This window comes from Bacillus sp. 179-C3.3 HS (assembly GCF_047229225.1).
GTDB lineage: Bacteria > Bacillota > Bacilli > Bacillales > Bacillaceae > Bacillus.
On the sequence record NZ_JBFEFT010000024.1, the window covers coordinates 15,048 to 29,157 of the forward strand.

25 protein-coding genes are annotated in these 14,110 nt (G+C 41.6%); all 25 read right to left on the bottom strand.

From position 1 onward, the window contains the following. Positions 1-15: 15 nt before the first annotated feature. A complete protein-coding gene (gene rpmD, locus AB1K80_RS13990) occupies positions 16-198 on the bottom strand; it encodes a 50S ribosomal protein L30 (protein WP_412857318.1) in 183 nt (60 codons plus the stop codon). A 13-nt stretch (positions 199-211) separates the two neighbouring features. After that, positions 212-712: a 30S ribosomal protein S5 gene (rpsE, locus tag AB1K80_RS13995; protein WP_007496332.1), complete on the bottom strand. Its 501-nt coding sequence runs from the start codon at positions 710-712 to the stop codon at positions 212-214. A gap of 24 nt (positions 713-736) precedes the next feature. After that, positions 737-1,099 (bottom strand): 50S ribosomal protein L18, encoded by a 363-nt coding sequence (gene rplR / locus AB1K80_RS14000; RefSeq protein WP_412857320.1) that lies wholly within the window; start codon positions 1,097-1,099, stop codon positions 737-739. A gap of 32 nt (positions 1,100-1,131) precedes the next feature. Continuing rightward, a complete protein-coding gene (gene rplF, locus AB1K80_RS14005) occupies positions 1,132-1,668 on the bottom strand; it encodes a 50S ribosomal protein L6 (RefSeq protein ID WP_412857321.1) in 537 nt (178 codons plus the stop codon). 31 nt (positions 1,669-1,699) lie between these two features. After that, positions 1,700-2,098: a 30S ribosomal protein S8 gene (gene rpsH / locus AB1K80_RS14010; RefSeq protein ID WP_412857323.1), complete on the bottom strand. Its 399-nt coding sequence runs from the start codon at positions 2,096-2,098 to the stop codon at positions 1,700-1,702. Between the two features lie 31 nt (positions 2,099-2,129). Continuing rightward, positions 2,130-2,315, bottom strand: a complete 186-nt coding sequence (rpsN, locus tag AB1K80_RS14015) for a 30S ribosomal protein S14 (RefSeq protein ID WP_008356542.1) — start codon at positions 2,313-2,315, stop codon at positions 2,130-2,132. A gap of 22 nt (positions 2,316-2,337) precedes the next feature. Next, complete coding sequence (rplE, locus tag AB1K80_RS14020) at positions 2,338-2,877, bottom strand: 50S ribosomal protein L5 (protein WP_412857324.1); 540 nt, start codon at positions 2,875-2,877, stop codon at positions 2,338-2,340. A gap of 25 nt (positions 2,878-2,902) precedes the next feature. Continuing rightward, positions 2,903-3,214 carry a 50S ribosomal protein L24 gene (gene rplX / locus AB1K80_RS14025; protein ID WP_289381009.1) on the bottom strand — a complete coding sequence of 104 codons (312 nt, stop codon included), beginning with the start codon at positions 3,212-3,214 and terminating at the stop codon, positions 2,903-2,905. Between the two features lie 35 nt (positions 3,215-3,249). Next, the gene (rplN, locus tag AB1K80_RS14030; RefSeq protein ID WP_412857325.1) at positions 3,250-3,618 is read right to left on the bottom strand and encodes a 50S ribosomal protein L14; all 369 of its coding nucleotides are present in this window, start codon (positions 3,616-3,618) and stop codon (positions 3,250-3,252) included. Positions 3,619-3,657: 39 nt separating this feature from the next. Continuing rightward, positions 3,658-3,921 carry a 30S ribosomal protein S17 gene (gene rpsQ / locus AB1K80_RS14035; RefSeq protein ID WP_353853999.1) on the bottom strand — a complete coding sequence of 88 codons (264 nt, stop codon included), beginning with the start codon at positions 3,919-3,921 and terminating at the stop codon, positions 3,658-3,660. Between the two features lie 25 nt (positions 3,922-3,946). Then, positions 3,947-4,147: a 50S ribosomal protein L29 gene (gene rpmC, locus AB1K80_RS14040; protein ID WP_003217155.1), complete on the bottom strand. Its 201-nt coding sequence runs from the start codon at positions 4,145-4,147 to the stop codon at positions 3,947-3,949. Then, positions 4,137-4,571: a 50S ribosomal protein L16 gene (rplP, locus tag AB1K80_RS14045; RefSeq protein WP_412857326.1), complete on the bottom strand. Its 435-nt coding sequence runs from the start codon at positions 4,569-4,571 to the stop codon at positions 4,137-4,139. The genes rpmC and rplP overlap by 11 nt, the downstream gene beginning before the upstream one ends. A 1-nt stretch (position 4,572) precedes the next feature. Continuing rightward, entirely contained in the window at positions 4,573-5,229 is a 657-nt protein-coding gene (gene rpsC / locus AB1K80_RS14050) for a 30S ribosomal protein S3 (protein ID WP_289381004.1), read from the bottom strand. Between the two features lie 3 nt (positions 5,230-5,232). Continuing rightward, positions 5,233-5,574 (bottom strand): 50S ribosomal protein L22, encoded by a 342-nt coding sequence (gene rplV, locus AB1K80_RS14055; RefSeq protein WP_007496316.1) that lies wholly within the window; start codon positions 5,572-5,574, stop codon positions 5,233-5,235. A 17-nt stretch (positions 5,575-5,591) separates the two neighbouring features. Beyond that, on the bottom strand, positions 5,592-5,870 hold the full coding sequence (gene rpsS / locus AB1K80_RS14060; RefSeq protein WP_003216920.1) for a 30S ribosomal protein S19: 279 nt from the start codon (positions 5,868-5,870) through the stop codon (positions 5,592-5,594). Between the two features lie 57 nt (positions 5,871-5,927). Continuing rightward, positions 5,928-6,761, bottom strand: coding sequence for a 50S ribosomal protein L2 (rplB, locus tag AB1K80_RS14065; protein ID WP_412857327.1), 834 nt, complete (start codon positions 6,759-6,761; stop codon positions 5,928-5,930). Positions 6,762-6,789: 28 nt separating this feature from the next. Continuing rightward, positions 6,790-7,077 carry a 50S ribosomal protein L23 gene (gene rplW, locus AB1K80_RS14070; RefSeq protein WP_412857329.1) on the bottom strand — a complete coding sequence of 96 codons (288 nt, stop codon included), beginning with the start codon at positions 7,075-7,077 and terminating at the stop codon, positions 6,790-6,792. Next, on the bottom strand, positions 7,077-7,700 hold the full coding sequence (gene rplD / locus AB1K80_RS14075; RefSeq protein ID WP_412857330.1) for a 50S ribosomal protein L4: 624 nt from the start codon (positions 7,698-7,700) through the stop codon (positions 7,077-7,079). Before rplD ends, rplW begins: the two co-directional genes overlap by 1 nt. A gap of 27 nt (positions 7,701-7,727) precedes the next feature. Next, positions 7,728-8,357 (bottom strand): 50S ribosomal protein L3, encoded by a 630-nt coding sequence (gene rplC, locus AB1K80_RS14080; RefSeq protein ID WP_412857331.1) that lies wholly within the window; start codon positions 8,355-8,357, stop codon positions 7,728-7,730. Positions 8,358-8,394: 37 nt separating this feature from the next. Continuing rightward, positions 8,395-8,703, bottom strand: coding sequence for a 30S ribosomal protein S10 (gene rpsJ, locus AB1K80_RS14085; RefSeq protein WP_003156464.1), 309 nt, complete (start codon positions 8,701-8,703; stop codon positions 8,395-8,397). A gap of 494 nt (positions 8,704-9,197) precedes the next feature. After that, positions 9,198-10,388 carry an elongation factor Tu gene (tuf, locus tag AB1K80_RS14090; RefSeq protein WP_412857332.1) on the bottom strand — a complete coding sequence of 397 codons (1,191 nt, stop codon included), beginning with the start codon at positions 10,386-10,388 and terminating at the stop codon, positions 9,198-9,200. Positions 10,389-10,506: 118 nt separating this feature from the next. Further along, positions 10,507-12,585, bottom strand: coding sequence for an elongation factor G (gene fusA, locus AB1K80_RS14095; RefSeq protein ID WP_412857333.1), 2,079 nt, complete (start codon positions 12,583-12,585; stop codon positions 10,507-10,509). A 54-nt stretch (positions 12,586-12,639) separates the two neighbouring features. Beyond that, positions 12,640-13,110, bottom strand: coding sequence for a 30S ribosomal protein S7 (gene rpsG, locus AB1K80_RS14100; protein ID WP_003216884.1), 471 nt, complete (start codon positions 13,108-13,110; stop codon positions 12,640-12,642). A gap of 119 nt (positions 13,111-13,229) precedes the next feature. Continuing rightward, on the bottom strand, positions 13,230-13,649 hold the full coding sequence (gene rpsL / locus AB1K80_RS14105; protein ID WP_289380986.1) for a 30S ribosomal protein S12: 420 nt from the start codon (positions 13,647-13,649) through the stop codon (positions 13,230-13,232). Positions 13,650-13,761: 112 nt separating this feature from the next. Next, a complete protein-coding gene (locus tag AB1K80_RS14110; protein ID WP_412857335.1) occupies positions 13,762-14,010 on the bottom strand; it encodes a 50S ribosomal protein L7ae-like protein in 249 nt (82 codons plus the stop codon). Positions 14,011-14,110: the final 100 nt, after the last annotated feature.

A 14,110-nucleotide genomic window follows, 5' to 3' on the forward strand; every position in this document is an offset into this window, starting at 1 on the left:
TCGATATAAAATGTATTATTGTTCTTTAACAGAAACTAAATGAGACACTTTGTTAATCATACCGCGGATCGCTGCATTGTCTTCATGAACGACTGTTTGGTTTGTTTTCTTAAGACCAAGAGTACGAACAGTGACTTTCTGATCCTCTGGGCGGCCGATAACACTGCGTTTGAGGGTAATTTCTAATTTTTTTGCCATTATTGTTCCCTCCTTATCCTAACAGGTCTTCTACAGATTTTCCACGAAGCTTCGCTACGTCTTCAGCACGTTTAAGCTCACTTAAACCTTGAAGTGTTGCGCGAATCATGTTGATCGGTGTATTAGAACCTAGAGATTTAGAAAGGATATCAGCTAGACCAGCAAGCTCAAGTACCGCACGCACTGGGCCTCCAGCGATAACTCCTGTACCTTCTGAAGCAGGTTTTAATAAGACGTTTCCTGCACCGAATCGACCGATGATTTCGTGTGGAATTGTAGTTCCAACCATTGGTACTTCAATTAAATTCTTTTTCGCATCTTCAACAGCTTTGCGGATCGCTTCTGGTACTTCTTGTGCTTTACCAGTACCGAAACCTACATGACCGTTTTTGTCACCGACAACAACTAAAGCTGCAAAACGGAAACGACGTCCACCTTTAACAACTTTCGCTACGCGGTTAACCGTAACTAAGCGTTCTTCTAACTCTAATTTGCTTGGGTCAATACGACTCATTCGGATGTGTCCCTCCTTCTTTTATTAAAATTTAAGTCCAGCCTCACGAGCAGCTTCAGCTAGAGCTTTCACACGTCCATGGAATAGGTATCCTCCACGGTCAAATACAACGTTAGAGATTCCTTTTTCAACAGCGCGTTTTGCAACAAGCTCGCCAACTTTCGTAGCAGCTTCAGTATCAGCACTCTTCTCGATCTTTAACTCTTTATCAAGAGTAGAAGCACTTACAAGTGTTACACCGTTAACATCATCAATTACTTGTGCGTAGATATTCTTGTTAGAACGGAAAACGTTAAGGCGAGGTCTTTCAGCAGTACCTGAAAGTTTCGCACGAACACGAGCATGTCTTTTTAGACGAGTAGCATTTTTGCTAGTTTTCGTAATCATCCGAGTCACTCCTTTCTTCACATTAAGCGATCTTACTTACCAGTTTTTCCTTCTTTACGGCGAACGAATTCACCTTCGTAACGAATTCCTTTACCTTTGTAAGGCTCTGGAGAACGGACAGCGCGGATGTTAGAAGCAAGAGCTCCTACACGCTCTTTATCAATACCTTTAACGACAACTTTCGTTTGAGATGGAACTTCAACTTCAACTCCAGCCTCAGGAACGATTTCAACTGGGTGAGAGTATCCAACGTTTAAAACAAGTTTGTTTCCAGATTTAGCAGCACGGTAACCGACACCGATAAGTTCTAAACTTCTTTCGAAACCTTTAGATACACCTTCAACCATGTTTGCAATCAAACTACGTGTTGTACCGTGTAAAGCGCGGTGTTCTTTATGATCAGAAGGACGGCTTACAGTTAAGACGTTATCTTCCATTTTGATTTCCATTTCAGGGTGAAACGTACGAGTTAGTTCACCTTTTGGTCCCTTTACTGTCACTGTGTTGTTGTTGTTCGTCACAGTTACACCTGAAGGGATCTCGATTAGTTTTTTACCTATGCGAGACATACAAGGCACCTCCATTCATCTTAAACTTTTTTTACCATACGTAAGCAAGTACTTCTCCACCAGCTTGTTTAGCACGGGCCTCTTTGTCCGTTAAAACACCTTGTGATGTAGAAATAATTGCGATTCCAAGTCCGTTAAGTACACGTGGTACTTCATTTGATTTCGCATATACGCGTAAACCAGGTTTACTGATTCTTTTAAGACCAGTGATAACACGCTCGTTGTTTTGGCCGTATTTAAGGAACAAACGGATAATTCCTTGTTTGCTGTCTTCGACGTATTCAACGTCACGGATAAAACCTTCGCGCTTTAAGATTTCAGCAATTTCTCTTTTGATTTTTGAAGCAGGTACTTCAAGCTTCTCATGACGTACCATGTTCGCATTGCGAATACGAGTCAGCAAATCTGCAATCGGATCTGTCATAACCATTATTTAATAACCTCCTTCCCATTTATGGGGATTACCAGCTGGCTTTTTTAACGCCAGGAATTTGTCCTTTATATGCAAGTTCGCGGAAACAAATACGGCAAAGTTTAAACTTACGAATAACTGAATGTGGACGTCCACAACGTTCGCAGCGCGTATACTCTTGAACTTTAAACTTTTGTTTGCGTTGTTGTTTCGCAATCATAGACTTTTTAGCCACGATTTCGCCTCCCTTTCATTGATTATTTCTGGAACGGCATACCTACTAGAGTTAATAACTCACGTGCTTCTTCGTCCGTATTGGCAGTCGTAACAATAACGATGTCCATACCACGAACTTTAGTTACTTTATCGTAATCAATTTCTGGGAAGATTAACTGTTCTTTAATACCAAGCGTGTAGTTTCCACGTCCGTCGAAAGATTTCTTAGAAATCCCACGGAAGTCACGTACACGTGGTAAAGATACAGAAATAAGTTTATCAAGGAAATCATACATGCGCTCTCCGCGAAGTGTTACTTTCGCACCGATTGGCATTCCTTCACGTAGACGGAATCCAGCAATAGAATTCTTCGCACGAGTAACGACAGGTTTCTGACCAGCGATAAACGTTAATTCTTCAACAGCAGAGTCGATTGCTTTAGCGTTTTGAACTGCGTCACCAACACCCATGTTGATCACGATTTTTTCGATTTTTGGCACTTGCATTACTGATGAGTATTCAAACTTAGAAACCAATGCAGGTGTAATTTCTTTTACAAATTTTTCTTTAAGGCGGTTCATGAGAAAGACCTCCCTTCCTTATTTACTATTTATCTAGAACTTGCCCAGATTTTTTCGCTACACGGACTTTCTTTCCGTCCTCAACCTTATACCCAACACGTGTCACTTCACCCGTTTTAGGATCAAGCGGCATTACGTTTGATACGTGGATTGGCGCTTCTTGTTCAGAAATTCCGCCTTGAGGGTTAGCTTGTGTTGGTTTAGAGTGTTTTTTCACAAGGTTGATACCTTCTACTAAAACACGGTCCTGTTTAGGAAAAGCAGCAAGGATGACACCTTGTTTACCTTTATCCTTACCAGAGATAACCACTACTTTATCGCCCTTTTTAACATGCATTTAATCGCACCTCCTTGAGTCGCGGGTTGTATTCATTAGATTACTTCTGGTGCTAAAGAAACAATTTTCATATAGTTATTTTCACGAAGTTCACGTGCTACTGGTCCGAAGATACGAGTTCCACGTGGGCTCTTATCGTCACGGATGATGACACATGCGTTTTCATCAAAAGTGATGTAAGTTCCATCGTTTCTGCGAGCTCCGCTCTTAGTACGAACGATAACTGCTTTTACAATTTCACCTTTTTTGACAACGCCACCTGGTGTTGCTTGTTTAACCGTACAAACAATGACATCACCGATGTTAGCCGTCTTACGTCCAGAGCCACCAAGAACTTTAATCGTTAGTACTTCGCGTGCACCAGAGTTGTCAGCTACTTTTAAACGAGTCTCCTGTTGAATCATTAATGTTACCTCCTTTCGGAAAAAGAATTCCGAACTTTATTAGATAATAACAGCTTCTTCGACAACTTCAACTAGACGAAAACGCTTAGTCGCAGATAATGGACGAGTTTCCATGATCTTTACGATGTCTCCGATTTTTGCTTGGTTATTTTCATCATGCGCTTTGAACTTTTTAGAATATCTTACACGCTTACCATAAAGTGAATGCTTTTTGTATGTTTCAACTACAACTGTGATAGTTTTATCCATTTTGTCAGAAACAACACGACCTTGATACACTTTACGTTGGTTACGTTCGCTCATGTTTGCGGGGCCTCCCCTCTAATTATTATTTATTAGCAGCGATTTCTCTTTGACGAATCACAGTTTTCATGCGTGCGATTGATTTACGCACTTCACGAATGCGAGCAGTATTTTCAAGTTGCCCAGTCGCTAATTGGAAACGAAGATTGAAAAGTTCTTCTTTAAGAGACTTTACTTTTTGTTCAATTTCAGCAGTGGTAAGGTCACGAATTTCATTAGCTTTCATTTGATTCACCACCAATTTCTTCACGTTTTACGAACTTCGTTTTAATTGGCAATTTGTGAGATGCAAGACGAAGAGCTTCACGAGCAACTTCTTCAGACACACCAGAAATTTCAAATAAAACTTTACCCGGTTTTACAACAGCTACCCATCCTTCTGGAGCACCTTTACCGGAACCCATGCGGACCTCAAGTGGTTTCGCTGTATATGGCTTAGAAGGGAAAATTTTGATCCAAACTTTACCGCCACGTTTCATGTAACGAGTCATAGCAATACGAGCAGCTTCGATTTGACGGTTAGTGATCCAAGAAGCTTCTACAGCTTGGATACCGAACTCACCGAAATGTACTTCAGTGCCACCTTTTGCACGACCACGCATTTTTCCACGATGTTCTCTGCGATACTTTACGCGTTTTGGCAATAACATATTATTTTCCTCCTTCCGCAGTATTCTTCTTAGTTGGAAGGACTTCTCCACGATAGATCCATACTTTTACGCCAAGCTTACCATAAGTAGTGTCAGCTTCAGCATGAGCATAGTCGATGTCAGCACGAAGTGTGTGCAACGGAACAGTACCTTCACTGTAATGTTCAGAACGAGCAATATCTGCACCGCCAAGACGACCAGAAACCATTGTTTTAATTCCTTGTGCTCCAGCACGCATTGTGCGTTGGATTGTTTGTTTTTGTGCACGACGGAATGAAATACGGTTTTCAAGTTGACGAGCGATGTTTTCAGCAACTAGTTGTGCATCAAGATCTGCTCTCTTGATTTCAAGAATGTTGATGTGTACACGTTTGCCAGTTAGGCTGTTAAGAGCTTTACGAAGTGCTTCAACTTCAGATCCGCCTTTACCAATTACCATACCTGGTTTAGCCGTGTGGATTGTGATATTTACGCGGTTTGCAGCACGCTCGATTTCTACTTTAGAAACAGACGCGTCAGACAAACGCTTGCTAATGAATTCACGGATTTTCAAGTCTTCATGTAGGAAGTCAGCGTAATCTTTACCAGCGAACCATTTAGATTCCCAATCACGAATAACGCCAATACGAAGACCTATTGGATTTACCTTTTGACCCACGGATTATCCCTCCTTCTTTTCTGATACAACGATTGTAATGTGGCTAGTACGTTTGTTAATTGCGCTCGCACGACCCATAGCACGTGGACGGAATCTCTTAAGTGTTGGACCTTCGTCAACGAATGCTTGAGTGATCACTAGGCTGTTAGCATCTAACTCGTAGTTGTGCTCAGCATTTGCGATAGCAGATTTCAATACTTTTTCAATAATCGGTGAAGCAGCCTTCGGTGTAAGGTTAAGAATAGATACTGCTTCTCCTACTTGCTTACCTCGGATCAGGTCCATTACTAGACGTGCTTTACGAGGAGCAATACGGACTGTTCTTGCGACAGCTTTAGCTTGCATTTAAAAGCCTCCTCTCATTAGCGTCTTGTTTTTTTATCGTCACTAGCATGACCTTTGTAAGTACGGCTTGGTGCGAATTCGCCCAATTTGTGACCTACCATATCTTCAGAGATGAATACAGGTACATGTTTGCGGCCGTCATAGACTGCAATTGTGTGACCGATGAATTGTGGGAAAATTGTAGAACGACGAGACCAAGTTTTTACTACTTGCTTCTTGTCAGTTTCATTTAGTTTCTCGACTTTAGCCATCAAATGATCATCAACAAATGGTCCTTTTTTTAAGCTGCGAGCCATTGTGGAACCTCCCTTCGTGATTGAGCTACGGTCCTAAATGAACCGTAGACAACCCCGTTACTTGTTTTTACGACGACGTACAATGAATTTATCAGACTTGTTGGTTTTCTTACGAGTCTTGAATCCAAGAGTCGGTTTACCCCATGGAGACATTGGTGATTTACGTCCGATTGGAGCGCGTCCTTCACCACCACCGTGTGGGTGATCGTTAGGGTTCATAACAGAACCACGAACTGTTGGGCGTACGCCTTTCCAGCGAGAACGACCAGCTTTACCAATGGTAATTAATTCGTGTTGCTCGTTTCCAACTTGACCAACTGTTGCACGGCAAGCAGAAAGAATCATACGAACTTCTCCTGAGTTCAAGCGTACAAGAACGTATTTACCTTCTTTACCAAGAACTTGAGCAGAAGTACCAGCAGAACGAACTAATTGTCCACCTTTACCTGGTTTTAATTCAATGTTATGCACAACTGTACCAACAGGGATGTTGATCAGTGGAAGAGCGTTACCTGGTTTGATGTCAGCTTCTGGACCAGAAGTAACTTCAGTACCAACTTGGATTCCTTTTGGAGCAAGAATGTAACGTTTCTCACCATCTGCATAGTTTACAAGAGCGATGTTTGCTGAACGGTTTGGATCATACTCGATTGTAGCAACGCGTCCAGGTATACCGTCTTTATTGCGTTTAAAGTCAATCACACGGTATTGACGTTTGTGACCGCCACCTTGATGACGAACAGTTAATCTACCTTGGTTGTTACGTCCGCCTTTTTTATGAAGCGGTGCAAGTAATGATTTTTCTGGTGTGTCAGTCGTAATTTCAGCAAAATCTGAAGTAGTCATGTTACGACGACCATTACTGGTTGGTTTATACTTTTTAATCGCCATTTTGAATTTCCCTCCTTCTTTTTAAGATTTATGCTTCAAAAATTTCGATTTCTTTGCTGTCAGCAGTTAATTTCACGATCGCTTTTCTGCGACGGCTAGTCATACCAGTGTAGCGTCCAACGCGTTTAGATTTCCCTTTGTAGTTTTGAACGTTGACTTTCTCAACTTTCACTCCAAAGATTTCTTCAACAGCATCTTTCACTTCTGTTTTGTTAGCTTTGACATCAACTTCGAACGTGTACTTCTTCTCTGTCATTAGATCAGCAGAACGCTCAGTAATGATAGGGCGCTTTAGAACATCACGAGGATCTTTCATTATGCAAGTCCCTCCTCTACTTTTTCAACCGCTGCTTTTGTGATCAGAAGTTTCTCATGGTTAACAACGTCAAGAACGTTGATACCGTTAGCTTCAACAACTGTTACTCCAGGGATGTTACGAGCAGATAATGCAACTGTTTCGTTTACATCAGCAGTAACGATCAACGCTTTTTTCTCAACAGATAACCCTTTAAGAATGCTTGCGAATTCTTTCGTTTTCACAGCATCAAGAGTAAGATCTTCAAGAACGATGATGTTGTTGTCGTTTACTTTAGAAGACAACACTGACTTGATAGCCAAGCGGCGAACTTTTTTAGGTAATTTATAAGAATAGCTGCGTGGTGTTGGACCGAATACGATACCGCCTCCGCGCCATTGTGGTGAACGGATAGAACCTTGACGAGCACGACCTGTACCCTTCTGTCTCCAAGGTTTGCGACCTCCGCCACGTACTTCAGAACGAGTTTTTACTTTGTGAGTTCCTTGACGTAAGGAAGCTCTTTGCATAAGAATAGCATCGAATACTACGCTTTCGTTCGGCTCGATTCCAAACACAGAAGCGTTTAATTCGATTTCACCGTTAGTAGAACCGTTTTGGTTAAATAATGCTACTTTTGGCATGACTTGTTTCCTCCTTTCCTAAGAGAGTTATTTAGATTTAACTGCACTTTTCACAGTTACTAGAGATTTTTTAGGTCCTGGTACGTTACCTTTGATCAAAAGAAGATTACGTTCTGCATCAACTTTAACGATCTCAAGGTTTTGGACAGTGATTTGCTCTCCACCCATACGTCCTGGAAGAAGTTTACCTTTGAATACACGGTTTGGATCAACAGGTCCCATTGAACCAGGACCACGATGGTAACGTGAACCGTGAGTCATTGGTCCGCGTGATTGTCCGTGGCGCTTGATAGCCCCTTGGAATCCTTTACCTTTTGATGTTCCTGTTACATCTACGATATCTCCACTTGCGAAAATATCAACTTTGACTTCCTGACCAACTTCATACGCATCTAACTCCGCACCGCGTAATTCTTTTACGAAGCGCTTAGGAGCAGTTTCCGCCTTAGCAACGTGGCCTTTCTCTGGTTTGTTAGAAAGCTTTTCACGCTTATCGTCAAAACCGATTTGGATTGCTTCGTAGCCATCCGTATCAGTCGTCTTCTTTTGAAGAACAACGTTAGCTGCAGCCTCAACAACAGTTACAGGGATAAGATCTCCGTTTTCTGCGAATACTTGCGTCATACCAATTTTTCTACCTAAGATTCCTTTGGTCATTCGTCACACCTCCTATAATATGTGTTTTCTATTTGAATTAAAGTTTGATTTCGATATCTACACCAGATGGTAAATCTAATCGCATTAGAGCATCAACTGTTTGCGGAGTTGGATTCACGATGTCGATTAGACGTTTGTGAGTACGCATCTCGAATTGCTCACGAGAATCTTTGTACTTATGAACCGCACGAAGGATTGTGTAAACTGATTTTTCAGTTGGAAGCGGGATTGGACCAGATACACTAGCACCAGAACGCTTAGCCGTTTCAACAATCTTCTCAGCAGATTGATCAAGAATTCTATGATCATATGCTTTTAAACGAATACGAATTTTTTGTTTTGCCATTATTTTCCCTCCTTTTCGCCTACTTACGTTAGACAGTTCTCCGTGAGAAAAACCTGATCACCTTGCCATGGCAAAGCGGCCGGGTGTGTCAGCAACCTCTCACTTCATCGCAGTCAAAGACCAACATGCACTATTGTACCAAATTGGCCTGCATGTTGCAATCATTAATCGCATAAATTTATGATTTGCACACTTTTCATATTATACAGGGCATCGCTCTATAAATCAAGTTTTCCCTAAAGATGTTGCACTGCTTTTTCTCTTGTTTTATTTGGATCACAATAAGGAGGAAGTTGATCTGATTATCATTGATGAATAACGGTTACAACAAGGGATATACCGGGCCTCTTAGTACTCGATTAAGTAGCACAGTATTTATATAGTAGAAACTCGGTTTTTTATTGGTTTACAGTACTAGTATTCGTTCAATTTCTTATCGCATTTCTACATGAAAAAAAGAGACCCTTTTGCAAGGAGTCTCTTTTATTTATTCATTACTTAATGATTGAAGATACAACACCAGAACCTACAGTACGTCCACCCTCACGGATAGAGAAACGAGTTCCTTCTTCGATAGCGATAGTAGAGATAAGTTCAACTTCCATCTCAGTGTTATCGCCAGGCATTACCATTTCAGTACCTTCTGGAAGATGTACGATACCAGTTACGTCAGTTGTACGGAAGTAGAACTGCGGACGGTAGTTAGCGAAGAATGGAGTATGACGTCCACCCTCTTCTTTAGAAAGTACATAAACTTCAGCTTTGAAACGGCTATGTGGAGTGATTGTACCTGGTTTAGCAAGTACTTGACCACGTTGGATATCTTCACGAGATACACCACGAAGTAGTGCACCGATGTTGTCACCAGCTTCAGCATAGTCAAGAAGTTTACGGAACATTTCAACACCTGTAACAGTTGTTTTACCGTTTTCTTCTTGAAGACCGATGATTTCAACTTCGTCACCGACTTTAACTTGTCCACGCTCAACACGTCCAGTAGCAACTGTTCCACGACCAGTGATTGAGAATACGTCCTCAACTGGCATCATGAATGGCTTCTCAGTGTCACGCTCTGGAGTTGGGATGTACTCATCAACCGCGTCCATAAGTTCGAAGATTTTCGCTTCGTACTCAGCATCTCCTTCAAGAGCTTTAAGAGCAGAACCTTTGATAACTGGTACATCGTCACCAGGGAAGTCATAGTCAGAAAGAAGGTCACGAACTTCCATTTCAACAAGTTCAAGTAACTCTTCATCGTCAACCATGTCACATTTGTTAAGGAATACAACGATGTAAGGTACACCTACGTTACGAGAAAGTAGGATGTGCTCACGTGTTTGTGGCATTGGACCATCAGCAGCAGATACTACTAAGATCGCGCCGTCCATTTGTGCAGCACCAGTGATCATGTTTTTAACATAGTCTGCGTGTCCTGGGCAGTCTACGTGTGCGTAGTGACGAGTATCAGTTTCGTACTCAACGTGAGAAGTTGAGATTGTGATTCCACGCTCGCGCTCTTCTGGAGCACCATCGATTTGATCATATCCCATTGCTGATCCTTTACCAGATTTCTTATGAAGAACTGTTGAGATAGCAGCAGTTAGAGTTGTTTTACCATGGTCAACGTGTCCAATTGTACCAATGTTAGCATGCGATTTGGAACGGTCGAATTTTTCTTTAGCCATTCTGAAAATCCTCCTTAAAGGTTCATTGTATTTGGTATAGAGTGATAGAAAGTGAAGAGTTACCTCCCACTTTCTGATCTTCAATAGTAGTTATACTTTAGTTTAAAGGCAAAATCAATTATTCACCTTTATTTTTTTTGATGATTTCTTCACTAATGCTCTTCGGTACTTCTTCATAGTGATCCATGAACATTGTGAAAGTCCCGCGTCCTTGTGTGTTAGAACGGAGTGATGTTGCATATCCGAACATTTCAGATAGTGGAACCATAGCGCGAACAACTTGTGCGTTACCGCGAGCTTCCATACCTTCAACACGTCCACGACGAGATGTGATATCACCCATGATGTCTCCCATGTATTCTTCTGGGATAACGACTTCTACTTTCATCATTGGCTCAAGTAGAACTGGGTTACATTTGCTTGCAGCATTTTTCAATGCCATAGATGCAGCAATTTTAAACGCCATTTCGTTAGAGTCAACATCGTGGTATGAACCATCAAATAGTTTTGCTTTGATGTCGATTAATGGGAATCCAGCGATAACACCATTATCAAGTGAATCTACAAGACCTGCTTGAACTGCTGGAACGTACTCACGAGGAACAACCCCACCGACGATAGCATTTTCAAATTCGAAGCCTGCGCCTTCTTCGTTTGGTTCGAACTCGATCCAAACGTGTCCGAACTGACCACGTCCACCAGACTGACGTACGAATTTACCCTCAACTTTTGCACTAGAACGGAATGTTTCACGGTACGCAACTTGAGGAGCTCCTACGTTAGCTTCAACCTTGAACTCACGCTTCATACGGTCAACAATGATATCAAGGTGAAGTTCACCCATACCAGAGATGATCGTTTGACCAGTTTCAGGGTTTGTTTGTGCACGGAATGTTGGATCCTCTTCAGCTAGTTTAGCTAAAGCGACACCCATTTTGTCTTGGTCAGCCTTCGATTTAGGCTCAATCGCTACATCGATAACTGGTTCTGGGAAGTCCATAGACTCAAGGATAACAAGATTTTTCTCGTCACATAGAGTATCACCAGTTGATGTATCTTTAAGACCTACAGCTGCTGCGATATCTCCTGAATATACAGTAGAGATTTCTTCACGGCTGTTTGCGTGCATTTGCAGGATACGTCCAACGCGCTCACGCTTGTTTTTAGAAGAGTTCTTCACGTAAGAACCAGAATCAAGTGTTCCAGAGTATACGCGGAAGAAAGTTAATTTCCCAACAAATGGGTCAGTCATGACTTTAAATGCAAGAGCAGCAAATGGTGCGTCATCAGTAGACTCACGTACTACTTCTTCATCTGAATCTGGCACTGTACCTTTGATAGCTGCAACATCAGTTGGTGCAGGTAGGTAATCAAGGACAGCATCAAGTACAAGCTGAACACCTTTGTTTTTGAAAGCAGAACCAACAAGAACTGGGAAGAATTCGACATTCAAAGTACCTTTACGGATAGCAGCTTTCAATTCAGGAATTGAAATTTCTTCACCTTCAAGGTATTTTTCCATAAGCTCTTCATCCAGCTCAGCAACAGCTTCAACTAAGCTATTACGTTGCTCTTCAGCTTTTTCTTTATACTCAGCAGGAATTTCTGTTGCTTCTGAGCGAGTTCCAGTTTCATCATCGTAGAAATATGCTACGTTTTCTACAAGATCGATGATTCCTACGAATTGGTCTTCAGCACCGATTGGCAATTGAATTGCATGTGCGTTTGCTTGAAGACGATCTCTGATTGTGCCTATAGAGTAAAGGAAATCCGCACCTGTTTTATCCATTTTGTTAACGAATACGATACGAGGTACTCCATAAGTTGTTGCTTGGCGCCAAACTGTTTCAGTTTGTGGCTCTACTCCTGATTGTGCATCAAGAACAGTAACAGCACCATCAAGTACACGTAAAGAACGTTCAACTTCAACAGTGAAGTCTACGTGTCCTGGTGTATCAATGATGTTTACACGGTAACCCTTCCATTGTGCTGTAGTAGCAGCAGAAGTGATTGTGATACCACGTTCTTGCTCCTGTTCCATCCAGTCCATTTGTGAAGCTCCTTCGTGAGTTTCACCAAGTTTGTGGATACGACCAGTATAATACAAGATACGCTCAGTCGTTGTCGTTTTACCAGCATCGATGTGAGCCATGATACCAATATTACGAGTTTTGTCTAAGGAGAACTCTCTTGCCATTGGGTAATTTCTCCTTCCTTATTAGGGAATAGTTTTTTTAGTTTGGTATAAATCTTACCAGCGGTAGTGAGCGAATGCTTTGTTCGCTTCTGCCATTTTGTGTGTATCTTCACGTTTCTTAACAGCAGCACCAGTGTTGTTAGCTGCGTCAAGGATTTCGTTAGCTAGACGCTCTTCCATCGTTTTTTCTCCACGAAGACGAGCGTAGTTTACTAACCAGCGAAGACCTAAAGTTGTACGACGGTCTGGACGAACTTCTACAGGTACTTGGTAGTTAGCTCCACCTACACGACGTGCTTTTACTTCAAGAACTGGCATGATGTTTTTCAAGGCTTGTTCGAAAACCTCCATCGCTTCATTACCAGTACGTTCTTTGATGATATCAAATGACTTGTAGAGGATTGTTTGAGACTTTCCTCTTTTACCGTCGATCATCATTTTGTTGATCAGACGAGATACAAGTTTAGAATTGTAAATTGGATCTGGCAAAACATCTCTTTTTGCTACAGGACCTTTACGTGGCATCTGAATAGCCTCCCTTCTCTTTTAAAAGGATTCTTATCTGTTTTCATCTCAGTATCATTGTCAGTCACCCGACTCAACTAATCTGATTCAACTTCTAAAAACCCTTATGTTTGTTTTTATTATTTGCTTTGTTTAGGACGTTTTGTTCCGTACTTAGAACGACCTTGCATACGACCTTCTACGCCGGCAGTATCAAGCGCACCACGAACGATGTGATAACGTACCCCCGGTAAGTCTTTTACACGTCCGCCACGGATTAGTACTACACTGTGCTCTTGTAGGTTATGTCCGATACCAGGAATGTAAGCTGTTACTTCAATCAGGTTAGACAAGCGTACACGAGCATATTTACGTAATGCTGAGTTTGGTTTTTTCGGTGTCATTGTACCGACACGAGTACAAACCCCGCGTTTCTGTGGAGATGTTACGTTAGTGTGCTCTTTTTTGAAACTGTTGTATCCTTTGTTAAGTGCTGGAGACTTTGAGTTTTCAACTTTACTCACGCGTCCTTTGCGTATTAGCTGATTAATTGTAGGCATGTTGTTATTCCTCCCTTCATTACTTTTTTTATAACCCACATACCCAGGTGGTTCATCAAAAGGCAAAAAACAATGCTTTTACATTTAAAGCATGCAAAAACAAAAAAGTACGTTATAACATAATGGCAACAGTTGCTGCCCCAACTTCAATTCCGCAGGCTTTGCCAAGCTTTTTCATGGAATCTACCACTGAAATATCTACGCCCTTTTCCTCTGCTAGCTTGATTACACTAGCTGTTAAAGCGGGATCGGCGTTTTTCGCTACGACAATTTCCTTCACTGAATCTCGTTTTAGAGCCTTTACTGTTTGCTTCGTACCAATAATAATGGATTGGGCCTGTGATACTTTATCATAAGACATTGAATATCCTCCAAAGTAACAGGTTTTATTTGAGCACCTTGGTTATATTACCATCATGGCAGTAGGATGTCAATAATCTATGACAAATTATCTTGACACC